The organism is Pseudomonas sp. Pso3 (assembly GCF_055393275.1).
In genome coordinates this window covers 774,977-795,888 of record NZ_AP043687.1, presented here as the reverse complement: position 1 = coordinate 795,888, position 20,912 = coordinate 774,977, and the positions used below count along the sequence as shown (strand labels likewise).

The 20,912-nt window shown below is 68.2% G+C and carries 20 protein-coding genes and 1 pseudogene; 3 read left to right on the top strand and 18 right to left on the bottom strand.

The window, feature by feature from the left end; genetic code table 11:
- Positions 1 to 69 precede the first annotated feature (69 nt).
- The 12 genes from ACZ5R1_RS03740 to rutA form a co-directional block, all read right to left on the bottom strand.
- Complete coding sequence (locus tag ACZ5R1_RS03740; protein WP_220376254.1) at positions 70 to 762, bottom strand: cysteine hydrolase family protein; 693 nt, start codon at positions 760 to 762, stop codon at positions 70 to 72.
- A complete protein-coding gene (locus ACZ5R1_RS03735; protein WP_027600937.1) occupies positions 759 to 1,685 on the bottom strand; it encodes an ABC transporter permease in 927 nt (308 codons plus the stop codon). The genes ACZ5R1_RS03740 and ACZ5R1_RS03735 overlap by 4 nt, the downstream gene beginning before the upstream one ends.
- Positions 1,682 to 2,809, bottom strand: a complete 1,128-nt coding sequence (locus ACZ5R1_RS03730; protein WP_027600938.1) for an ABC transporter permease — start codon at positions 2,807 to 2,809, stop codon at positions 1,682 to 1,684. Before ACZ5R1_RS03730 ends, ACZ5R1_RS03735 begins: the two co-directional genes overlap by 4 nt.
- Complete coding sequence (locus ACZ5R1_RS03725) at positions 2,802 to 4,316, bottom strand: ABC transporter ATP-binding protein (RefSeq protein ID WP_115945267.1); 1,515 nt, start codon at positions 4,314 to 4,316, stop codon at positions 2,802 to 2,804. The genes ACZ5R1_RS03730 and ACZ5R1_RS03725 overlap by 8 nt, the downstream gene beginning before the upstream one ends.
- 118 nt (positions 4,317 to 4,434) lie before the next feature.
- Positions 4,435 to 5,526 carry a BMP family ABC transporter substrate-binding protein gene (locus tag ACZ5R1_RS03720; RefSeq protein ID WP_108582418.1) on the bottom strand — a complete coding sequence of 364 codons (1,092 nt, stop codon included), beginning with the start codon at positions 5,524 to 5,526 and terminating at the stop codon, positions 4,435 to 4,437.
- Positions 5,527 to 5,546: 20 nt separating this feature from the next.
- Positions 5,547 to 5,933 carry a VOC family protein gene (locus ACZ5R1_RS03715; RefSeq protein WP_027600056.1) on the bottom strand — a complete coding sequence of 129 codons (387 nt, stop codon included), beginning with the start codon at positions 5,931 to 5,933 and terminating at the stop codon, positions 5,547 to 5,549.
- Positions 5,933 to 6,952, bottom strand: coding sequence for an isopenicillin N synthase family dioxygenase (locus ACZ5R1_RS03710; RefSeq protein ID WP_115945266.1), 1,020 nt, complete (start codon positions 6,950 to 6,952; stop codon positions 5,933 to 5,935). The genes ACZ5R1_RS03715 and ACZ5R1_RS03710 overlap by 1 nt, the downstream gene beginning before the upstream one ends.
- Before the next feature lie 352 nt (positions 6,953 to 7,304).
- Positions 7,305 to 7,826, bottom strand: coding sequence for a flavin reductase (locus ACZ5R1_RS03705; protein ID WP_042138494.1), 522 nt, complete (start codon positions 7,824 to 7,826; stop codon positions 7,305 to 7,307).
- 4 nt (positions 7,827 to 7,830) lie between these two features.
- On the bottom strand, positions 7,831 to 8,616 hold the full coding sequence (gene rutD / locus ACZ5R1_RS03700) for a pyrimidine utilization protein D (protein WP_115945265.1): 786 nt from the start codon (positions 8,614 to 8,616) through the stop codon (positions 7,831 to 7,833).
- Positions 8,617 to 8,698: 82 nt separating this feature from the next.
- Positions 8,699 to 9,082, bottom strand: coding sequence for a pyrimidine utilization protein C (gene rutC, locus ACZ5R1_RS03695; RefSeq protein ID WP_027600052.1), 384 nt, complete (start codon positions 9,080 to 9,082; stop codon positions 8,699 to 8,701).
- A 6-nt stretch (positions 9,083 to 9,088) separates the two neighbouring features.
- The gene (rutB, locus tag ACZ5R1_RS03690; RefSeq protein ID WP_115945264.1) at positions 9,089 to 9,817 is read right to left on the bottom strand and encodes a pyrimidine utilization protein B; all 729 of its coding nucleotides are present in this window, start codon (positions 9,815 to 9,817) and stop codon (positions 9,089 to 9,091) included.
- Complete coding sequence (gene rutA / locus ACZ5R1_RS03685; RefSeq protein WP_027600944.1) at positions 9,817 to 10,905, bottom strand: pyrimidine utilization protein A; 1,089 nt, start codon at positions 10,903 to 10,905, stop codon at positions 9,817 to 9,819. The genes rutB and rutA overlap by 1 nt, the downstream gene beginning before the upstream one ends.
- A 342-nt stretch (positions 10,906 to 11,247) precedes the next feature.
- Here rutA and rutR point away from each other — a divergent pair, with 342 nt between their 5' ends.
- Positions 11,248 to 11,934: an HTH-type transcriptional regulator RutR gene (gene rutR, locus ACZ5R1_RS03680; protein ID WP_042138500.1), complete on the top strand. Its 687-nt coding sequence runs from the start codon at positions 11,248 to 11,250 to the stop codon at positions 11,932 to 11,934.
- On the opposite strand, the gene ACZ5R1_RS03675 is transcribed toward rutR, so the two are convergent.
- Positions 11,931 to 12,836, bottom strand: a complete 906-nt coding sequence (locus tag ACZ5R1_RS03675) for an alpha/beta fold hydrolase (protein WP_027600946.1) — start codon at positions 12,834 to 12,836, stop codon at positions 11,931 to 11,933. The two genes, rutR and ACZ5R1_RS03675, sit on opposite strands and share 4 nt — an antisense overlap.
- Positions 12,837 to 12,963: 127 nt before the next feature.
- Here ACZ5R1_RS03675 and ACZ5R1_RS03670 point away from each other — a divergent pair, with 127 nt between their 5' ends.
- Positions 12,964 to 13,428 (top strand): GNAT family N-acetyltransferase, encoded by a 465-nt coding sequence (locus ACZ5R1_RS03670; protein WP_108582415.1) that lies wholly within the window; start codon positions 12,964 to 12,966, stop codon positions 13,426 to 13,428.
- On the opposite strand, the gene ACZ5R1_RS03665 is transcribed toward ACZ5R1_RS03670, so the two are convergent.
- The 5 genes and pseudogenes from ACZ5R1_RS03665 to eat form a co-directional block, all read right to left on the bottom strand.
- Positions 13,409 to 14,599, bottom strand: coding sequence for a methyl-accepting chemotaxis protein (locus tag ACZ5R1_RS03665; RefSeq protein ID WP_464713262.1), 1,191 nt, complete (start codon positions 14,597 to 14,599; stop codon positions 13,409 to 13,411). The two genes, ACZ5R1_RS03670 and ACZ5R1_RS03665, sit on opposite strands and share 20 nt — an antisense overlap.
- Positions 14,576 to 15,313 (bottom strand): annotated as a pseudogene (locus ACZ5R1_RS03660) (cache domain-containing protein); the annotation flags it as partial. The pseudogene ACZ5R1_RS03660 and the gene ACZ5R1_RS03665, both read right to left, overlap by 24 nt.
- 202 nt (positions 15,314 to 15,515) lie before the next feature.
- On the bottom strand, positions 15,516 to 16,331 hold the full coding sequence (gene eutC / locus ACZ5R1_RS03655) for an ethanolamine ammonia-lyase subunit EutC (protein WP_115945262.1): 816 nt from the start codon (positions 16,329 to 16,331) through the stop codon (positions 15,516 to 15,518).
- A gap of 102 nt (positions 16,332 to 16,433) precedes the next feature.
- Positions 16,434 to 17,825 (bottom strand): ethanolamine ammonia-lyase subunit EutB, encoded by a 1,392-nt coding sequence (locus ACZ5R1_RS03650; RefSeq protein ID WP_115945261.1) that lies wholly within the window; start codon positions 17,823 to 17,825, stop codon positions 16,434 to 16,436.
- 23 nt (positions 17,826 to 17,848) lie between these two features.
- Entirely contained in the window at positions 17,849 to 19,213 is a 1,365-nt protein-coding gene (eat, locus tag ACZ5R1_RS03645; protein ID WP_027600043.1) for an ethanolamine permease, read from the bottom strand.
- A 339-nt stretch (positions 19,214 to 19,552) separates the two neighbouring features.
- Between eat and qhpR the strand changes: the two genes are divergently transcribed.
- The gene (gene qhpR / locus ACZ5R1_RS03640; protein WP_027600042.1) at positions 19,553 to 20,596 is read left to right on the top strand and encodes an AraC-like transcriptional regulator QhpR; all 1,044 of its coding nucleotides are present in this window, start codon (positions 19,553 to 19,555) and stop codon (positions 20,594 to 20,596) included.
- Positions 20,597 to 20,912: the final 316 nt, after the last annotated feature.

Genomic DNA, 20,912 nt, shown 5'->3' with positions numbered 1-20,912 from the left:
CAACCTACGGCGGCTCCCCGCGCAGGTTGGGTCGAGACGGCTCCATCGTCGAAGCCCAACGGACCGCGATCAGGAGCCGCTGCCAGCACCCCAGGCCGCGAGCAGATCCTGGGATTCCATCACCAGTCCGAGGTGCAGGGAGACCATGCTCAGCGCCGCCCGCTCCAGGCTTTCATCGGTCCCTCGCACCAGGTCGCGCAGGACGATGACGCGATAGGTGCGGTTGCTGGCATCGAAGGCGGTGTTGAGCACGCAGCAGTCGGTGAAGCCGCCGTCCAGCACCACGGTGGTGATGCGCTGGTTGCGCAGCAGGAAGTCCAGGTCGGTGGGATAGAAGGCCGACAGCCGCCGCTTGTTTTCCACCCGCAGATCCTCGGGCAGCACCTCGGTGAGCAACTCGGTCCAAGGCGAGCCTTCCAGGGCATGGGCGTCGGCATTGGGAATCGGCCCGACGTGCAGCGGAAAGGTCCGTCGCCAGGCCGCGGGAATGCCGCCCAGGTCATCGGCGCCATTGGCGCGCAGTACCGACTTCACATGGACGATACGTACGCCCAGGGCGCGGGCCTGGCGGTGGAAGGCATCCACCGGCGCCACCAGATCGCGGGCGCGGGGCGCCGGGCAGGGGCAATCCGGCGAGGCGTCCAGGTGGCCGCGGTGCAGATCGATGGACAGCACCGCCGTGGTGCTCGGGTCCAGGTAGTCGGCGAAGTCCGTCCGCGCCAGCAGCCGGGGTTCCTCATAGACGAAAGCACGCAAATTCATCGACGCTCCTCGCGGACATAGGCTTCGCCCAGGGCGCCGGGTTGGCTCAGGCGGTCACGCCCGGCCAGGGCGACCCAGATCATCACGCCCAGGGTGACGGCATAGGGCGCCATCAGGATGAAGTATTGCGACAGCCGCACCCCGGCGGCGGCCAGCTGCGGAATCAGCGCCTCGATGCAGCCGAACAGCAATGCCCCGGCCAGGGCGCGCCAGGGCGACCAGCGGGCGAAGATCACCAGGGCGACGGCGATCCAGCCGCGGCCGCCAGTCATCTCGGCGATCCACAGCTTGGTGCTGAGCACGGCGATGTAGCCACCGGCGAGGCCCACCAGCGCCGCGCCGGCGAGGATCGCCAGCAGTCGATAGCCGGCCACCGAGAGACCGGCGGCATCGGCCGCCTGGGGATTCTCGCCCACCGCCCGCAGGCGCAGGCCGGGGGTGGTGCGTTCGAGCCAGGCGATGACGGCAAGAAAGATCAACGGAGTCAGGTAGACCAGCAGGTTCTGCTGGAACAGCCGTCCCACCAGCGGCAGCTCGGACAGCGGCCAGAGCGCCAGCGCCGGCAGCCCGGCCACCGGCTGGTTGGTCCAGCCCCAGAGGGTGCCGAGCAGGCCGGTGAGGCCCTGGCAGAAGAACACCAGGGTCAGGCCGGCGATCACCTGGTTGATGCGCAGCCAGATCACCATGACCGCGAACAGCAGCGAGACCAGCGCCGCCGCGCCCATGGCCGCCAGCAGCGCCAGGCCGGCATTGCCCAGGGCTAGTTGCGCGCCGATGCCGAACAGCGCGCCGACCAGCATCAGGCCCTCGGCATGCAGGGCCAGCACCCCGGATCTTTCCGTGAGGATCAGCCCCAGCGCCGCCAGGGCGTAGGGTATGGCGAAGTCGGGGACGTTACCCAGCCAGCTGGCGAGCAGGTTCAAGCGGCACCTCCCTGGCTGCGTCTGAGCCGATGGCGGATGAAGAAATCCGAGGACGCCACGCAGATAACGATCAGCGCCTGGATCAGCTGCACCATGGCGAAGGGGATCTGGTAGAACACCTGCAGATTGCGCCCGGCGACGAACAGGGTCGCCACCAGGAAGGCCACCACGGCGGCGGCCAGGGGGTTGTTGCGCGCCAGGAAGGCGATGAGGATCCCGGAGAAGCCATAGCCCTGGTAGAAGGACTGGGTCAGCCGCCCCTCCTGCCCGGCCGCCACCACGAAGCCGGCCAACCCGGCCAGGGCGCCGGAGGCCAGCACCGTGGCGAGGATGGTGGTGCGCACCGGCACCCCCACGGCGCCGGCCACCCGCGGATTGGCGTCGACGAATCTCAGGTAGAGCCCGGCCCGGCTCAGGGCCACGAACCACCAGGCCAGCACCGCCACCAAGAGCGCCAGGGGCACCGCCAGGCTCAGCCCGGGCAGCAACTCCGGCAGCCGCTCGAAGGGGCGGAACAGCGGCGAATAGGGAAAGGCGTCGCGCGGGTCCTTCCAGGGACCGAACACCAGGTGCAGCAGGAAGTTGGCGGCGATGTAGTTGAGCATCAGCGAGGCGATGATCTCGTTCACCCCCAGGCGCAGCTTGAGCAGCAAGGGCGCCAGTGCCCAGAGCAGACCGCCGAGCAGCGCCGCCACCAGCATCAGCGGCAGGCGCAGGGCCTCCGGACCGATCTCGAACAGCGACACCGCCGTGGCGCCGATGGCCCCCCAGATCATCTGGCCTTCCAGGCCCAGGTTCCAGAAGCGCGCGCGAAAGGCCAGGCAGCCGGCCAGGCCGACCAGGATCACCGGCGCGGCCTGGAACAGGGTGGCCTGCAGACTCTGGGCATCGAACAGGGTGGCGACCACGAATTCGTTGAGCAACTCGCCGGCCGGCACCCCGGCCAGGACCAGGATCGCAGCCGACAGGCCCAGGCCCAAGAGCAGCGCCAGGCCGAGGATCAGCGCCTGCCAGGGCCAGGCCAGCTGCTGGCGGATCTCCAGGGTGTAGCGCCGGCTGAACAGCGGTTGCCGTGGTCGCGGGCCATCGACCGGGGAAAGCGGAGCACTCAGGGGTTCAAGCATGATTCACCATGGCATGGCCGATCGCCTGGCGATCGGCGGGTCGCTGGAATTCGGCGACGAGGCGTCCGGCGCTCATCACCCCGATGCGATCGGCGAGGGCCAGCACCTCGTCCAGGTCTTCGCTGATCAACAACACCGCGGCGCCGGCCTCGCGGGCAGCCAGCAGCCGTGCCTGCACCTCGGCACCGGCACGCACGTCGAGGCCACGGCTGGGGCTGTGGGCCAGCACCAGCCGCGGTTCGCGGCCGAACTCCCGGGCGATCACCAGCTTCTGGGCGTTGCCGCCGGAGAGCAGCGCCGCCTTCTGCCGCACCGAGCGCACGCCCTGGACATCGAATTGCGCCACCGCCGCCTGGGTCGCCGCTTCCTGGGCGCGTCTATCCAGGCGGGCGAAGCCGCCGAAGCGACCGCTGTGCACCGCGCCGATGGCGAAGTTGTCGGCCACCGACAGGGACCCGGCCAGGGCACTGCCATAGCGATCGGCGGGAATGGCGGCGATGCGCAGGTCGCGGCGGCGGGCGCTGGCAGCCGCGGCCAGGTCGCCGAAGCCCTCCAGCCGCACCTCGCCTTCGTAGGGCTGCGGCAGGCCCATCAGCACATCGGCCAGCTCGCCCTGGCCGTTGCCGCCAACGCCGGCGATGCCATAGATCTCGCCAGCGCGCAGTTCCAGATCGATGCCATCCAGGGCGCGCCGCCCGCCGCGTTCCGGGGTGCGCAGGCCGCGCACCCTGAGCAGCGGTGCCCCGGCAGCACGGCGCGGGGTATCGGCCAGCGGCTGGGCGTCCCCCACGGTAAGGCGTACCAGTTCGTCCACCGACACCTCGGCGGGGTCCAGGCTGCGCAGAGTGCGACCGCCGCGCATCACCGTGAGGCGGTCGGCGTAGGTCAGGGCGTCCTGCATGCGATGGGTCACCAGCACCACCGCCGCGCCCTCCGCCGCCAGGGCGCGCAGGGTCTGCAACAGCCGCTCGCCTTCGCCATCGGTAAGCACCGCGGTGGGTTCGTCGAGGATGAGGATGCGCGCCCCGGCCAGCAGCACCTTGAGGATTTCCACCCGCTGCTGCTCGGCGATGGACAGGTCCGCCACCCGCTGCTCCGGGCGGATGGCGAAGCCCAGGGCGGCGGCCTGCTGGCGAATACGCTCGCTGATCTCGGCCAGGCGCCGGCGATGGCTACCCTCCCCCGCCGGCAGGCCAAGCAGGACGTTCTCGGCCACGCTGAAGGGTCGCACCAGCTTGAAGTGCTGGTGGACCATGCCGATGTGCAAGCGAGCGGCGTCCGCCGGACCGCGTAGCCGCACCAGGTTGTCGTCCACCAGGAGCTCACCGCTCTCCGGCGCATAGAGGCCGGCGGCGATGTTCATCAGCGTTGACTTGCCCGCGCCATTCTCGCCGAGCAGCGCATGCACCTCGCCCCAGCGCACCAGGAAATCCGCCTGCTGCAGCGCCTGGAAGCCATCGAAGGTCTTGCCGACGCCACGCAGTTGCAGGGCGTTGTGTCTTTTCATGCTGGTCGGCCTTTGTCCAGGGATCGCCTCCGTGGAAAACGCTGCGCGGTTTTCCACCCTACTCAGGCATCAGCTCCGGTGCCGGGCCTCGAGAGGCCCGGCACCCAGGGGTGAACCGCTACTTCTGCGTCGTCACGCCCTGGACGAACCAGTCCATCTGCCACAGCGCCGGGTCGGACAGCACCTGGCCGGCGGGGACGCGCTCCTTGCCGTCGCGATCATTCAGAGGACCGGCGTAGATCTGCTTGCCCTTGAGCAGGGCCTCGCGCTCGGCCAGGATCTTCTCCTGGGCCGCCTTGGGCACGGCATCGCCGAAGCCGGCGATGTCGGTGCCGCCGTCGGCCATGGACACCAGGGCACCGTTGGGCGCGGGTTTCCAGTGGCCGGCGATCACGCGCTTGAGCTCGGGCACCAGGAAGCGATCCCAGACCCACACCGAGGAACAGAGGGTGGCCTTGGGCGCGAACTGGCGCATGTCGCGGTGGTGGCCGGTGCCATAGACGCCGCGCTCCTGGGCGACGATCTGCGGCGTGGGGGTGTCCACGTGCTGGCCGATGACGTCGGCGCCCTGGTCGATCAGGGCAGCGGCCGCGGCGCGCTCCTTGACCGGATCGTTCCAGCTGCCGGTATAGATCACCGTGAGGGTGGCGTTGGGATTCATCTGCCGGGCGCCCAGCTCGTAGGCGTTGATGGTCCAGTTCACCACGCCGAAGGGATTGGCGGCGACGAAGCCCAGCTTGCCGGTCTTGGAGGCCGCGCCCGCGGCCATGCCGCAGAGGTACTGGCTCTCGTAGGTACGGCCGTAGAAGGATTCCAGGTTACGGCCGTTGGTGGTGCCCGAGGCGTTGAGGAAGGCCACCTCGGGATACTGGTCGGCCAGTTGCTTGAAGGTGTCGGAATAGCCGAAGGCGGTACCGATGACGATGTTGGCGCCGCGCTTGATGAAGCGCTCGGCTGCCGGGCGGATGGCCGAGGCGGTCTCCGGCACGTTTTCCACGAACTGGATCTTCAGGCCCAATTCCTTCTCGATCTTGACCCGCGCCTCGTCCATGGCCTGGGTCCAGCCGCCGTCGTTCTTGGCGGTGAAATACAGCATGGCGATCTTCGGCTCGCCCTTGAGGGTGAAACCCTCGTCGTCCGCCCGCGCCACGCTGCCCAGCCCTACCAGCGCCAGCACGCACGCCACTCTTCCCAGCCATCTGCTCAGCATCGTCTCGTCCTTAGTCTGGTCTACAACATGTGGTTGATACGGAACACGTTGCCTTCCGGGTCCAGCAGCACCGCCTGGTACCAGTGGTAGTAGGTTTCGTAGGGCGCCTTCAGCAGCCGGGCGCCAGCGGCCTCGGCCACCGGCACCAGCCGGTCCACCTCGGCGCGGCTGTCCACCTCCAGATTGAGCAGGAAGCGGCAGCCTTCACTGCCGGCGAATTCGCCCAGCCCCAGCAGTTCATAGGCCTCCGGCGCGTTGAAGCCGATGGCGGTCTTGCCGGTGTCCAGGCCACGGAAGATCGGCGAGCGGATCGCCTCGATCTCCGGGAAGCCGAACACCCGCTGGTAGAAGCCGCTCAGGGCCACCACGTCCTGGGCGAAGACGTTGACGTAGGAAAGACTCGGCATCAGGCCACCCGCACGCCGGTCTGGGTACCGCCAAAGGTCGTCTGCTTGACGAACTTGGATCTCAGGTGGTCGCCCGAGGTGATGGGCGCATGGCGCGGCGGCGTGCCGGGCGTGGCGCAACCGGGCAGGCATTCGATGAGGGTGTCGTAGTTGGGCTGATGGAAGAACACCAGGGACTGGCGGCGGGTGTCGCAACCGGCATCCGCCGGTGGATTCACCACCCGGTGCAGGGTCGAGACCCAGCGGTCGTTGGTCCACTGCATCATCAGGTCGCCGATGTTGACCACGAAGCTGCCCGGCACCTTGGGCACGTCCACCCACTCGCCGTCGGCATTGCGCACCTGCAGGCCGCCGGGGGCGTCGTCGGGACGGACGATGGTCAGGCTGCCGTAGTCGGTATGGGCCCCGGCGCGCAGCTGGCCAGGCAGCGCCGCCTCCTTCTGGTGGGGATAGCAGAGGGTGCGGAACATGCTGATGTGGCGATCGATGCGGCTGTCGAAGTAGGTCTCCGGCAAGTCCAGCCCCAGGGCGAAGAGCCGCATCAGGGTGCGCGCCAGATCGCTCATGGCGGCGAAATACGCGGCATAGGCCTGGCGAAAGCCGGGAATGGCCGCGGGCCAGACATTGGGCGCGAAGTGCGGTCCGGCTTCGGGACCGCGGTAGTAGGCCGTCTCCGGGACATCCAGCGGTCCGATCGAAAAGGACTCCTTGAGATCCCCCGGCGCCGCCTCCTCCAGGCTGTAGGACAGGCTTTCCTCGGCCACCGCGCTGTAGCCGCGCACCTGATCCGGGCGCGGTCGATCGGCCTTGCGTTTCTCGGCCAGCGGCAGGTCAAAGAAAGCCCGCGACAGGCGCGAGACGCGCTCGACCAATTCGTCGGACACCTGGTGGTGGGTGATGACCAGAAAGCCGATGTCGCGGCAGGCCTGGTCGACGGCCTTGGCCACCGCCTGCTTGCCGGCGGCAGAACCTTCGAAGTAGGGAGCCAGATCGATGATGGGAACACTGGACAGCGACATGACGGACCTCACGAGTGGGACGGAAGGAGACAGCGCGACGCACGTTCACCGGGCAGGACGGCAGCAGGGAAATTGCAACCGTTGTGCCATCTTTGGACCATTTGGTAAAAACTATAAAAGCCAATAAAAACAGCGGGTTAACGGATAAAGTCAGGATCCGCTGCTGGTGCGCTGCACCTCGAACGGTCAGCGTGCACCGGGGTGGCGCCTGGGGGTGCGGTCAGGGCTGACAGGGAAGGCTTTGGGGTGTCGGATCGGCGTGGCGGTGTTGGGCTTCGCTGCGCTCAACCCAACCTACGGCGGTCATGGGTTGGGTTGAGACGGCTCCCTCGTCGAAGCCCGACAGCCCCCGCTAGGCCAGCTCGTGATAACGCCGGTCGAAGTACAGCAGTCCGCCTTCGCCACCCGGCTCGGCCACCCCCAGCACCTCGCAGAGCAACAGGTCGTGGCTGCCCACCGACTGCACCCCGGCGATGCGGCAATCGCAGGCCACCAGGGCGCCGTCCAGCACCGGCGCACCGGTGGCGAGGCGGGTCCAGCGCGCCGCGGCGAAACGTTCGGCCATGGCGGTCTTGCCGCCGAAGAGGTTGGCCAGCGCCTGCTGGCCGGCGGCCAGGACGTTGACGCAGAGCACGCCGTTGGCGCTGAAGGCCGGATGCACCGAGGCGCCGCGGTTGAGGCAGACCAGCAGGGTCGCCGGGCTGTCGCTGACGCTGCATACGGCGGTGGCGGTAAAGCCGGCCGGGCCGGCCGGACCATCGGTGGTGACCAGATTGACCGCGGCGCCCAGGCGCGCCATGGCCCCACGGAAGAGGTCGCGTTCGACCGGGGCGGCGGGCGTCGTGGCAGGCGGCAAGGCATGGGCAACGGACATGGCGCTATTCCTCGGAAGATTGGCTGAGATAGTCGAGCACCACCCGGTCGAAAGTGGCGGGGTCGGTGACGCTGGAGGCATGGCCGCCCCACTCCAGCAATTCGAAGCTGGCCCGGGGCAGGCCCGTGGCCAGGCGCTGGGACGAGGTCCAGGGCACCAGCACATCGTCGCGGTTGGCCAGCACCAGGGTCGGCACCTCGATCCGCGCCAGTTCGGCGTCCACGTCGAAAGCCAGCAGGGCACCGATGCGCCGCAGGACATTGGCCTCACCGGGGAAGTGCGCCAGGGCATGGGCTTCGTCGGCGGCCAGGCGCTCGCCGTGTTCGGCGATCCAGGTGGCCGGATAGAGAAAGATCGCCTGGGCCTGGACATAGGCCGCGGCGCCGCTGTCGCGCAGCAGCCGTTGACGCAGGGCGAAGCAGCGCCCGGTGTGCGGATTGGGCCGGCTCCAGGCATTGACCAGCACCTGGCGACGGATCAGGCCCGGCCGCAGCAGACTGGCCTGCAGTCCCACCAGGCCGCCCAGGGCATGGCCCATGAACAGGCAGCGGTCGAGTTCCAGGCGATCGGCCAGCGCCAGCAGGTCCTCCGCCATATGCTGGATGCGGTAGTCCGCCGGCAATTCGGCCGGGCTCCTGCCGGTGCCGGTCTGGTCATAGACCACCACCCGGAATCTTTCGCCGAGGGCCGCCAGTTGCGGCGCCCAGAAGGCCCCGGCGCCACCCAGCCCGGAGCTGAGCAGCAGGGTCTCGGCCGCCGGATCCTGGCGGCCATGGAGTTCGAAGTGCATGGGCGGTCCTTGAAGGTTGGGTGGTTGAGGCTTCCCTCACCCCAGCCCTCTCCCAGGGGAGAGGGGCTAGACGGAGCGCGGCCTAGCCGACATGGGCGATGCTGGCGATCTCGATCAGGGCGTCGGGCTTCACCAGGCCGCACTGGATGCAGTAGCGCGCCGGCTTCTCGCCGGGAAAGAATTCGGCGTACACCGCATTGATGGCGGCGTAGTTCGCCCAGTCGGTGAGCATGATCATGTTGAAGGTGACGTCGGCCATGGTGCCGCCGGCCGCCTCCACCACGCCCTGGATGGTGGTGAGCACATGGCGTGCCTGGGCCGCGGCGTCGCCGACGTGGACCACGTTGTTCTGGGCATCGAACGGCAGAGTGCCGGAGACATAGAGCACCCCATCGGCCAGGCTGCCAGGCACGAAGGGGGCGATGGGGGTACCGGTACCGGCGGGGATCACGGCTTGCTTGGGCATGGTGGCTCAGTCCTTGGCGAAGGTGGTGTGGAAATCGGCGCAGCTGGCGACCCAGCCGAAGAAGGTCTCGATGTTGAACAGCGCGGCCTCGTGGACCGAACGGGGCCCGGCCTGGTGGCAGGCGTCGTGCAGGCAGACGCCGAAGTATTCGAGGAAGAAGCCATCCCTCAGGGTCGACTCCACGCAGACGTTGGTGGCGACGCCGACGAACACCAGGTTGCGGATGCCACGGGCGCGCAGCAGGCTGTCCAGGTGGGTGTTGTAGAAGCCGCTGTAGCGGGTCTTGGGCACCACCAGGTCGGCGGCCGCCGGCTGCAGCCGATCCACCAGGGCATAGTCCCAGCCACCCTTGGCCAGCAGCTGCCCCTGCAATTCGGGTCGCTTGCGCATGGTCTTGAGGGCATTGGACTTGTGCCAGTTGGGCGAACCCGGCCCGCCCGCCTCGCGATACTCCGGATCCCAGCCATTCTGGAACCAGACCACCTGAATGCCCGCGCCGCGAGCGGTCTCCACCACGGCGGCGACGTTCTCGATCACCGGGCCGGTGGCCGAGACGTCGAAGCCAGCCAGATCCAGATAGCCGCCCTGGCTGGCATAGGCGTTCTGCATGTCCACCACGATCAGGGCGGTCTCGCTGGCCTTGAGCCGCAGCGGTTCGGGACGCGCCGGCAGCGTCACGGCTTCGGCGTCGTCGGCAGGCAGGGCATAGCCCGCCAGGGTTTCCACAGCGTTCATCAGGCACTCTCCTTGAGCAGATCGACGTGACGGCGGCTCTGCATCAGCGGCTGGATGCGCTCGCCGAAGTCGGTCACGCCCTGGACGAAGTCATCGAAGGTCAGCAGCACCCCGCTGGCCCCGGGTACCTCGGCGATCTCGTCGAGCATCCGCGCCACGCTGGCGAAGGAGCCCACCAGGGTGCCCATGTTGATGTTCACCGCCGAGGTCGGATCGGCCATCTGCCGCACATTGGTGTCGCTGCCGGACTTGGTGTCGGCGGCCGCCTGGGCGCCCAGCCAGGCGATGGCCTCCTCGTCGGCACCGGCCTTGTAGTGCTCCCACTTGGCGCGAGCGGCCTCGTCGGTCTCGGCGGCGATGATCATGAACAGGGCGATGGAGGAGACCTCGCGCCCGGTCTTGGCGGTGGCGGCCTGCAGCCGCTCCACCGCCGGGGCGAAGGCCTTGGGCGTGTTGACGCCCTTGCCGAAGACGAAGCTGTAGTCGGCGTGTTCGGCGGCAAAGGCCAGGCCGGCATCGCTCGCCCCGGCGCAGACGATCTCCATGGGTGCCTGGGGCTGCGGACTGACCCGGCAGTCTTCCATGCGGAAGTGCGCGCCCTGGAAGTCCGACTGGCCGGTGCCCCAGAGATCGCGCAGCACCTGGGCGTATTCACCGAGGTATTGATAGCGACTGGCAAAGAACTCATCGCCTGGCCAGAGCCCCATCTGGCTGTATTCGGGCTTTTGCCAGCCGGTGACCAGGTTGACGCCGAAGCGGCCACCGGAAATGCAGTCGATGGTGGCGGCCATGCGCGCGACGATGGCCGGCGGCAGGGTCAGGGTCGCGGCGGTGGCGAACAGCTTGATGCGCGAGGTCACCGCCGCCAGCCCGGCCATGAGGGTGAAGGACTCCAGGTTGTGGTCCCAGAATTCGGTCTTACCGCCGAAGCCGCGCAGCTTGATCATCGACAGGGCGAAGTCGAAGCCGTAGTGCTCGGCACGCTGCACGATCTCGCGATTCAGCTCGAAGGTGGGCCGGTACTGGGGCGCGTTTTCCGACAGCAGCCAGCCGTTGTTGCCGATGGGAATGAAGACACCGATGTTCATCGCTCGCACTCTCCCGCAGTCAGGAATCGAAGCGCATCCAGATGCGCCGTTGCTGCAGGATCGGAGCAGAAAGCTTGCCAAGTCTTGAAAGTTCAAGCCAATCAAACACTTGGGATCTATTCGAGAATAAAACTGGACCATTTGGTCCAGATTAGAGCACCTAGTTTGTGCAAGGCGCCCGAATCCGGGGCATGCAGGCTGGCGCGTCATGCTAGAGTTCGGAGACCGGCGCGCTACCCTTCGGGGTCCGCCGATGATTCGTCACCAGGACGGTGCGAAGCTCAACGACCGCGCCTGCAGCCGGCCCGCGTCAGATGTCCAAGAAGGCCCAAGGAGCAGTTCGTGAGTCAGGCCAGTGATCTTCCGCCACGCAAGTCCCGCCAACCCAGCCCTGCCGCCCAGCAACGCCGGCAGCGCCAGATAGAAGCCAAGCGCGCCCAGATCCTCAGCGCGGCGCTCGATATCTTTTCCCGCTTCGGTCTGCACGGCGCCAGTCTGGATCAGGTGGCGCTGCAGGCGGACGTCTCCAAGACCAACCTGCTCTACTATTTCAGCAACAAGGAAGAGCTCTATGTCGCCGTGCTGCGTCAGCTGCTGGCGACCTGGCTGAATCCCCTGCGCACCTTCAGCGAAGACCAGGAACCCCTCGACGCCCTGCGCGGCTATCTGCGCCAGAAGCTGGAGATGTCCCGCGACTACCCCGCCGAGTCCCGGCTGTTCTGCCTGGAGATGGTTCAGGGCGCACCGCTGCTGCTGCCTGAATTGCAGGGCAGCCTGCACGACCTGATGGACGAGAAGACCCGCGTGATCCGTACCTGGATCGCCGCCGGCAAGCTGGCGCCGGTGGATCCGCACCACCTGATCTTCAGCATCTGGGCCATCACCCAGCACTATGCGGATTTCCGGGTGCAGGTGCAGACCCTGTGCGGCCGCTCGCTGAAGGATCCGCTGTTCTTCGACGAGGTCCTGCAGGGCCTGGAGACGCTGATCATCGACGGGCTCAGGCCCCGCGCCGGCGGCCCGGCCTAGGCCGCCAGGAAGAACTCGGCGAACAACTCGCTCAGCCTCGGCCAGAGCGGTGCCGGCAGGTCATGGGCCATGTCCGGTATCAGCTCGAAGCGGGCGCCGGGAATGGCCCGCGCCACGGCGCGACCACAGGCCGGACGCAGCAAGGGATCCCGCGCGCCGTGCACCACCAGGGTCGGCGCCTGGATGCGGCGGGCAAAGGGCCGCAGATCGCCGCTGCCGAGCAGGGCGAACAACTGCCGCTGCACCCCCTCCACATCCACCCCGCGCGCCAGGATACGCTGCACCAGTCGTTCCAGATCGGCCTCGCTCTGGCGATATCTCGGACTCTCGATACCGCGCAGCAGGGCCTTCTGCCGGGCGAGCGCCGCCTCCGCCGGCAGATCGGCCGGCGGCCGCAGCAGCAGGCTGCCCAGCAGCTTGAACGAGGGTGGCGGCAACAGCGGCTGATTGGTCGACGAGAACAGGATGCCCAGCCGCGCGACCCGCTGAGGCCATTGGGCGGCGAGGATCTGGGCGATCATGCCGCCCATGGAGCCGCCCAGTACGAAGGCGCGTTCCAGCCCCAGGTGATCGAGCAGCCCGACCGCATCGGCGGCCATGGCTTCCAGGCGATAGGGCACCGCGCTGGGCTTGCCCAGTTGCGCCCGCCCCAGCACCGGCCATAGTGAAGGCGGCCGTCCACCCGGCCAGCTCAGCCGCGAGGACTGGCCGACGTCGCGATTGTCGAAACGAATCACCCGCAGGCCCCGGCGCACCAGGGCCTCGCAAAAGCCTTCCGGCCAGAGCAGCAACTGGGCGCCAAAGCCCATGATCAGCAGCAGCGCCGGATCGGCGGGATCGCCCCAGTCCTCATAGGCCAGCTCGAGGGCGCCGACCCGGGCGCGACCTTCACGTATGTCCATGGCTCCCTCGCGAAATGGCTAAAGGGCCATGCTACCCCAAGGTCGTACCCGCGAAAGCGGCAGAACCGGGCGGTCACGCGGCGCTGCTGCGCTATGCTCGGACAGACCTCTTCCAGAGACCTTCGCCATGTCCGCAGCGCCCCTGGTTTACCACCTGACCGACGAAGCACGCGAAGACCTGCGCCAGGCCATCGCCGCGCCGCTGAGGCGCTACAACGACAGCCAGGCGGGCCCGAGCGGTTACCGGGCCCTGGTCATCAGCCTGACCCGCGGCGGCGAAGCCCTCGGCGGCCTCTGGGGCTACACCAGCTATGGCTGGCTCTATGTGCAGTTGCTGGCGGTGGAGGAAGCCGCCCGCGGCCAGGGCGCCGGCCGCGAATTGCTGCGGCGCGCCGAGGCCGAAGCCCTGGCCCGCGGTTGCCACGGCGCCTGGCTCGACACCCACGAATTCCAGGCTCGCGGCTTCTACGAACGCCTGGGCTACGAGGTATTCGGCGAGCTGGCGGACTATCCGCCGGGCTTTGCGCGGTATTTCCTGCGCAAGGCGCTGGGCCCGACGCCCGCCGTCGGCACTAGCGCTGGCCCTGACTGAGGGCGCTGAGGCGGGTCGAGAGCCCCTGCATCTCCTGGCCAAGCTGACGCAGGGCACCGGCGTCGCGGGCGCCCTCTTCGCTCGCCGCATGGATACGCACCGCCAGTTCATTGATTTCCTGGGTCACGTGGCTCTGCTCCTGGGCGGCCACGGCGATCTGCTGAGCGCGCTCGACGATGCCATCGAAACTGTCGACGGTCCCGCTCAGGGTGCCGGCCACGACGGTCGCCTCTCGGACGGCGACTTCGGTACGCTGCACCCCGGCCTGCATGGTGGCCACGGCGGCGCTCGACGCCTGGCGCAGGCTGGCGATCATCCCCTGGATTTCGTTGGCGGACGCCTGGGTCCGCCCGGCCAGCGTGCGCACCTCGTCGGCGACCACGGCGAAGCCGCGTCCCTGTTCACCTGCCCGGGCCGCCTCGATGGCGGCGTTGAGGGCCAGCAGGTTGGTCTGTTCGGAGATCGACTTGATCACGTCCAGCACGCCGCCGACCCGCTCGATGTCCTCGCCCAGACGGGTGATGGCGGTGGCAGCGCCACCGATCTCCTGGGCCAGCCCCTGCATGGAGTCGGTGTTGCGCGCCATCTGGCTCTGGCCGGTATGCACCGTGCCGAGCGAAGCGCGGGCCACGTCCGAGCAGTCGGTGGTGTTGCGCGCCACCTCGCCGGCGCTGGCCGACATCTCGGTGATGGCCGTCGCCAGCAGGGTGTTGTCTTCGCGCTGCTTTTCCGCCCGATCGGCCAGGCCATGGGAGAGTTGCGCCAGCTCGGTCGCCTGGCCCTGCAGCAGCGAGGCGTCGGCGGCGATCCGGCGGAGCATCTCGCGCAGCGAGCCAGCGTAGCGATTGACCGCGCCGCGCAAGCGGCCGATTTCGTCGGCACGCCGGATGTCCAGTTCGCTCGCGTTGGCACCGTCCTGGCCCAGGCGCTCGATCTGCAGGGTGGTCTCTTCCAGCTGGGCCAGCAGGCGCCGGCCGGCGAGCCAGGCTATGCCCAGCAGCAGCGCCAGGAGCGGCAACAGCAACAGCAGCATCTGGCTGGTCAGGCGCGTGGCCAGGCCGGTGACCTGAGCTTCGGGCGTGACCAGACCGACCTGCCAGCCGGTCGCATCCATCGGCACCAGGGTGACGTAAGCGGCGCCATCGAGCTGGCGGTCGTGAGCGAGGTACAGGGTGCGGTTGCCCGCCTGGCCGAGGGCATCCGCCACCGCCTTGAACGAGGCCTCACCCGCGATCACGTCGTTCAGCGTCGGCAGGCCCTTGGCACCCTTGATCCCAGGGAAATAGAGCAGATTGCCACTGCGATCGACGGCGAAGGCATAGCCACCGGTCACGCCACCCTGGCGTTCGAGGAAGGCGGCGAGACCATCGAGCTTCAGGTCCAGCGTCGCCACGCCGGCGAAGGCGTTCTGTTGGCGATAGGGCACGCTGCAGGTGGTCATGGCGACCTGGCTGACCGGGTCCTGGTAGGCGTCGGACCAGACGCACCGTCCTGCCACGGCCGACTTGGCATCGCGATACCAGGATTCGTCGCGATAGGCCGAGGTCTGGGGCGCATTGTAGTCGTCCGAGTACTCCAGACCGCCGGCGCCGTTGCGAGCCCAGAAGAAGCTGCGGCGGTCGACCCCCGGGGTGAAGGCGGCGGGTTCCGGCCAGAGGCCGCCGCCGGCGATAGCCTGGTCGCCGTGGCTGTCGATGAGCCTTGGCAGGACGGCCTTCACCAGCCCTTCGTCATGGGGCAGCGTCTCGCCCAGATCCGCCAGGGCCACGCTGGTCCCTTCGATACGCGCCAGCTGCAGGGCGAGTTGCCGTGCAATGGCGGTGGCCGACTGTTCGGCCGCGGCCGTCCCGGCGGCCACCAGTTGCGGTTTACCACCAAAGGCCATCACGGCGTAGACGCCGATGGCGGTGAGCCCCAGCAGGCAAAGCACGCCCAGGGTCATGCGCCCGGCGATGCGGGTGGGTATCAGAGTCATACGGCGGCTCCAGAAGGTTGCCAGGGGGAATGGCCAGTATTACGGCCGGGACGGCGGTCAATTGAGCGAAGCGATACCCCCGCGCGGGATACCGCCGATGAACGGCGGGCAATCAGCCCGCGGTGAGGAAGTTGCCGATCCGGGCGTTGTCCTGCGCACCTTCCAGCAGCGGCACCTCGGCTTCGTCCTTGAGTTGCACGCCGGAGAGCTTGCGGCGATCCGCTTCGCGCATCAGGTAGAGCAGCTTGTGCGCCGCCAGGCCATAGGCCAGGCCCTCCAGGCGCACGTTGGAGATGCAGTTGCGATAGGCGTCGTTGAGGCCCGGGCGCGGGCCGTAGGTGAAGTAGAGGCCGAGGCTGTCGGGCGAACTCAGACCGGGGCGCTCGCCGATCAGCATCACCAACAGGCGCGCCTTGAGCAGCCCGCCGATCTCGTCGCCCACCGCTACCCGCCCCTGCTCCACCAGGGTCACCGGCGCCCAGCGCCAACCCTCGGCCCCGGCCTGATCGGCCAGGCGTTCGAGGAACGGCAGCGCATGGCGATGCACCGCCAGGGCCGAGAGGCCGTCGGCGATGACCACGGCGACGTCGAAGCCCTCGGGATGCTCGGCGGCATAGGCCTGTAACTCACGCGCGGATTCCTCGGACAGCTTGCGGCCCAGGTCGGGACGTTGCAGATAGGTATGGCGATCCGGCGCGGCGCTCTTGAGCACCAGGGTCTCGCGCCCCTGGGCAGCCAGGCCTTCGCGCAAGGCCTGATGATCGAAAGCCAGATGCACCGCATCGCGGGCCTGGGCATGGGCGGCCTGGAAGTCCAGTTGGGCCGACGTCGGCAGGCTGGTGCCGGCGCGGCCCAGGGCGATGCGCGCCGGGGTCAGGCGCCGCAATTCGGCCCAGGGGTCGGGGCGGGCGGTGTCGTTGGGGTTCATGAGCGACTCCTGAACGATTCGGTATCTAAGCTATCGCGGCCATGGGCCGCTCCTACGGGTACAGAGGGAGTTTGTAGGAGCGGCCCATGGCCGCGATCCTCCCTACAACTGCGCCAGCGCCCGCTGGAATGGCGCCGGCAAGCCTTCGCCGAGGCGGAAGCGGCCGTCCTCCAGCCGCAGGATGCCCAGCCGGTCGAGCCAGGCGGCGAATTCCGGGGCCGGCTGCAGGCCCAGCACCTGGCGGGCGTAGAGGGCGTCGTGAAAGGAGGTGGTCTGGTAGTTGAGCATCACGTCGTCCGACCCCGGGATGCCCATGATGAAGTTGATGCCCGCCGCGCCCAGCAGGGTCAGCAGCATGTCCATGTCGTCCTGGTCGGCCTCGGCATGGTTGGTGTAGCAGATGTCGCAGCCCATGGGCACGCCGAGCAGCTTGCCGCAGAAGTGATCCTCTAGCCCGGCGCGGATGATCTGCTTGCCGTTGTAGAGGTACTCCGGACCGATGAAGCCGACCACGGTGTTGACCAGCAGCGGCTTGAATTTCCGCGCCACGGCGTAGGCGCGCACCTCGCAGGTCTGCTGGTCGACGCCGTGGTGGGCCCCAGCCGACAGGGCGCTGCCCTGCCCCGTCTCGAAATACATGAGGTTGTCGCCCAGGGTGCCGCGGCGTTGCGACAGTCCGGCATCAAAGCCTTCCTGCAACAGTGCCAGGCTGATGCCGAAGCTTTCGTTGGCGCCCTGGGTGCCGGCGATGGACTGGAACACCAGGTCCACCGGCGCGCCGCGCTCAATGGCGGCGATGCTGGTGGTGACGTGGGTCAGCACGCAGGACTGGGTGGGTATTTCGTAGCGCTGGATCACGGCGTCGAGCATCTTCAGCAGTTCGCAGATGCCGCTGGTGCTGTCGGTGGCCGGATTGATGCCGATCACCGCATCGCCGTTGCCATAGAGCAGGCCGTCGAGGACGCTGGCGGCGATGCCGGCCGGATCGTCGGTGGGGTGATTGGGCTGCAGCCGGGTCGACAGCCGTCCACGCAGGCCGATGGTGTTGCGAAAGCGGGTCACCACCCGGACCTTTTGCGCCACCAGGATCAGGTCCTGGATACGCATGATCTTGGACACCGCGGCGACCATCTCCGGGGTCAGCCCCGGAGCCAGGGCGGCAAGACTCGTCTCGTCGGCCACCGGCCCCAGCAGCCAGTCGCGGAAGCCGCCCACGGTGAGGTGGGCGACCGGCGCGAAGGCCTGGGCATCGTGGCTGTCGAGGATCAGCCGGGTGACCTCGTCGGCCTCGTAGGGGATCACCGCCTCGCTGAGAAAGTGCTTGAGCGGCACCTCGGCCAGCGCCATCTGCGCCGCCACCCGCTCCACGTCGCTGCTGGCGGCGACCCCGGCCAGGACATCCCCGGATCGCGCCGGGGTGGCCTTGGCCAGCAGTTCCTTGAGATCGGCGAAGCGCCAGGTCTGGCCACCCACGCTGTGCTGGAAACCGCTCATGCTACCTCCTCGGGTTGCGCTGCTCAGGCCTCGCCAAAGGCGGCATCGGGAGCGATGTCGCTCTGCCTACGGCTGAGACCGCAGACCAGCGCGCCTATCACCATCAGCACCACGAAGACGCTGGCGATCACCGGGTTGTACCAGACCATGGCGATCAGGCAGACCACCGCCAGCACCAGGGCGATGGCCGGCACCACCGGATAGCCGGGGGCGCGGAAGGTGCGCTCCAGGTTCGGCTCGCTGCGCCGCAGCTTGAACAGGCTGAGCATGCTCATGATGTACATGACGATGGCGCCGAACACGCTCATGGTGATCATGGCGGCGGTCAGGGTCAGGCCCTGCAGGCTGATCACACCGTCGCTGAAGATGGCGGCGATGCCCACCACGCCACCGGCCAGCACCGCGCGGTGCGGGGTCTGGAAGCGCGACAGCTTGGCTAGGCCATGGGGCAGGAAGCCGGCGCGGGCCAGGGCGAAGAACTGCCGGGAATAGCCGAGGATGATGCCGTGGAAGCTGGCCACCAGGCCGAACAGGCCGATGCCCACCAGCAGGTGCAGCCACATCGAGCCCTCGCCCACCACGCCCTTCATGGCCTGGGGCAGCGGATCGTTGATGTTGGACAGGGCGCGCCAGTCACCCACGCCGCCGGCAAAGATCATCACGCCGATGGCCAGGGTCACCAGGGTGAGGATGCCGGCGATGTAGGCCTTGGGAATGGTCCGCTTGGGGTCCTTGGCTTCCTCGGCGGCCATGGCCGCGCCCTCGATGGCGAGAAAGAACCAGATGGCGAAGGGAATGGCGGCGAACATGCCGCCCACCGCGGCCAGGGAGAACTGGTCCTGCCCGGCCCAGCCGCCGCTGGTGAAGTTGGTCAGGCTGAAGCCCGGCGCCACCACCCCCATGAAGATCAGCAGCTCGATCACCGCCAGCACCGTGACCACCAGTTCGAAGGTGGCGGCGATGCTCACCCCGAGGATGTTCAGGGTCATGAAGATGAAATAGGCCGCCACCGCGCAGAGCTTGGGATCGAGGGTGGGAAACTGCACGTTGAGGTAGGCGCCGATGGCCATGGCGATGGCCGGCGGGGCGAAGACGAACTCGATCAGGGTGGCGATGCCGGCGATGGTGCCGCCCATGGGGCCGAAGGCGCGCCGGCTGTAGGCGAAGGGCCCGCCGGCGTGGGGAATGGCGGTGGTGAGCTCGGTGAAGCTGAAGATGAAGCAGGTATACATCACCGCCACCACCAGCGCGGTGATCAGAAAGCCCAGGGTCCCGGCGACGCCCCAGCCGTAGCTCCAGCCAAAGTATTCCCCGGAGATCACCAGCCCTACGGCGATGCCCCAGAGGTGCAGGGTGCCGAGGGTCGGCTTGAGTTTCTCGTTGGTCATGACAGGCCACTCCCCTTGTAGCGACGTGATCCGAATGGGTCACCGCGATCCCGCGATGCCCGGCTTTTTCGAGCTTAAACAGCTCGGGGCCGTGGCGACTTGACCGCTCGGCACGGTCGCTGTGACCTCGGGTCAAGTCGGCGTTACCCCTCTTCCCAGAGTGCTACCCGAGACCGCACCAGCCTGGTGCGATGCCTGACCACCCGCCCCGCGATGAGGCACGCCAAGACGCCCAATAGCGTGAAGCCCTCGGCGTTCCCGCCCCGATGGAGGACCGCTTTCCGCCCCGGGGCACAGCCTTTGCTTCATTCATGCCGATCCCCTCCCTGGACCCGCACCATGCCCCTGGCCGCCTCCGGCTTCGCCGCCCTGACCTCACCGTCGCGCAACCTTGGCGTGCTCTCCGCCGCCGCCAGCGGACTGGACGCCGTCATCACCAGCCATGGTGGCGATGTCGATCGCATCTTCGGCACTGCCGGCATCGACCCCGAACAGCTGCAGCACCCCACCCTGAGCCTGGGGTTGGGCAACTACTGCCGGGTCCTGGAGGAAGCCGCCGCCCAGTCCGGCTGCGACAATTTCGGCCTGCACTACGGCGGCCAATTCAAACCGCAGATGCTCGGCCTGCTGGGCTACGTGGGGCTCTGCTCGCCCACCGCCGAAGCGGCCCTGCAGAATTTCGCCGCCGCCTTTCCCTTCCACCAGCACAGCACCCTGATCCAGCTGGTGGACGCCGGTGACTGCTGGCGCTTCGACTACCAGGTGCGCCACGGCGCCATCGTCGCCCGCCGCCAGGACGCCGAGCTGACCCTGGGCATGCTGCTCAACCTCTTGCGCCATGTGCTCGGGCCCACCTGGGCGCCGCGCGCGGTGCAGTTCGAACACCCGCGCCCCGAGGGTTGGCACGAGCACCGCCGGCTGTTCGACGCGCCAGTCAGCTTCGGCCAGCCCTGCAATGCCATGCTGGTGCCCAAGGCCGACCTGCGCGGCCGCGCCATGCCCGACCACGATCCGCTGCTCCTGCTGGTGGTGCAGGACGCCATCCGCCAGCTCGGCCAGCGGCTGCCACAGATGGAACTGCTGGAAGAGGTCCGCGCCTCGGTGCGCCTGGCGCTGCCCCTGGGCGAGCCCAGCCTGGAGTCCATCGCCCAGCGCCTGGACCTTTCCACCAGCCAGCTGCAACGCCGCCTGCGCGACCAGGGCGCGAGTTTCTCGGCGCTGGTCGAAGGCGTCCGCCGCGACCTGGCGCAGCATTACCTGCGACAGCGGCTGCCGGTCACCGACCTGGCGCCGCTGCTGGGCTATTCGGAGACCAGCGCCTTTTCGCGGGCGTTTCGGCGGTGGTTTCAGGTGAGTCCGCGGCAGTGGCGGCAGCTTTCTTAAAATGGGGTGGGGAAAAGAGCCACGAACGCCGGCTGACGTAGGTTGGCGCTGAGCGTAGCGAAGCCCAACAAGGTGGGGTTGCGGCTCTGTGTTATGGGTGCCATAGCTGTTTATCTAGCTTTGCTGGTACTTCTTGTTTCGCCCCCTCGGGCGAGTCACTTTTGCCAATCGCCGCAAAAGTAACCAAAAACGCTTGCCCCACCATCCGGCCTTTCGCTTCGCTCCAGGTCCGCTCACGCCAGCGCCGCTCCGGGGTCGGCCTACACGGACCGTCCATGGCCCGTTAGGCCTCTCGCCGCATCCCTGCGGCTCGACC

Excerpts from the sequence above, each read along its gene's own strand:
- ACZ5R1_RS03730 (WP_027600938.1), bottom strand. The coding sequence starts at position 2,809 with ATGCTTGAACCCCTGAGTGCTCCGCTTTCCCCGGTCGATGGCCCGCGA.
- eutC (WP_115945262.1), bottom strand. The coding sequence starts at position 16,331 with ATGAACCCCAACGACACCGCCCGCCCCGACCCCTGGGCCGAATTGCGG.
- ACZ5R1_RS03720 (WP_108582418.1), bottom strand. The coding sequence starts at position 5,526 with ATGCTGAGCAGATGGCTGGGAAGAGTGGCGTGCGTGCTGGCGCTGGTA.
- ACZ5R1_RS03650 (WP_115945261.1), bottom strand. The coding sequence starts at position 17,825 with ATGAGCGGTTTCCAGCACAGCGTGGGTGGCCAGACCTGGCGCTTCGCC.
- ACZ5R1_RS03705 (WP_042138494.1), bottom strand. The coding sequence starts at position 7,826 with ATGTCCGTTGCCCATGCCTTGCCGCCTGCCACGACGCCCGCCGCCCCG.
- ACZ5R1_RS03670 (WP_108582415.1), top strand. The coding sequence starts at position 12,964 with ATGTCCGCAGCGCCCCTGGTTTACCACCTGACCGACGAAGCACGCGAA.
- qhpR (WP_027600042.1), top strand. The coding sequence starts at position 19,553 with ATGCCCCTGGCCGCCTCCGGCTTCGCCGCCCTGACCTCACCGTCGCGC.
- ACZ5R1_RS03740 (WP_220376254.1), bottom strand. The coding sequence starts at position 762 with ATGAATTTGCGTGCTTTCGTCTATGAGGAACCCCGGCTGCTGGCGCGG.
- ACZ5R1_RS03675 (WP_027600946.1), bottom strand. The coding sequence starts at position 12,836 with ATGGACATACGTGAAGGTCGCGCCCGGGTCGGCGCCCTCGAGCTGGCC.
- rutC (WP_027600052.1), bottom strand. The coding sequence starts at position 9,082 with ATGCCCAAGCAAGCCGTGATCCCCGCCGGTACCGGTACCCCCATCGCC.
- rutD (WP_115945265.1), bottom strand. The coding sequence starts at position 8,616 with ATGCACTTCGAACTCCATGGCCGCCAGGATCCGGCGGCCGAGACCCTG.
- ACZ5R1_RS03715 (WP_027600056.1), bottom strand. The coding sequence starts at position 5,933 with ATGCCGAGTCTTTCCTACGTCAACGTCTTCGCCCAGGACGTGGTGGCC.
- rutB (WP_115945264.1), bottom strand. The coding sequence starts at position 9,817 with ATGAACGCTGTGGAAACCCTGGCGGGCTATGCCCTGCCTGCCGACGAC.
- ACZ5R1_RS03710 (WP_115945266.1), bottom strand. The coding sequence starts at position 6,952 with ATGTCGCTGTCCAGTGTTCCCATCATCGATCTGGCTCCCTACTTCGAA.
- ACZ5R1_RS03725 (WP_115945267.1), bottom strand. The coding sequence starts at position 4,316 with ATGAAAAGACACAACGCCCTGCAACTGCGTGGCGTCGGCAAGACCTTC.
- eat (WP_027600043.1), bottom strand. The coding sequence starts at position 19,213 with ATGACCAACGAGAAACTCAAGCCGACCCTCGGCACCCTGCACCTCTGG.
- rutA (WP_027600944.1), bottom strand. The coding sequence starts at position 10,905 with ATGAACATCGGTGTCTTCATTCCCATCGGCAACAACGGCTGGCTGCTG.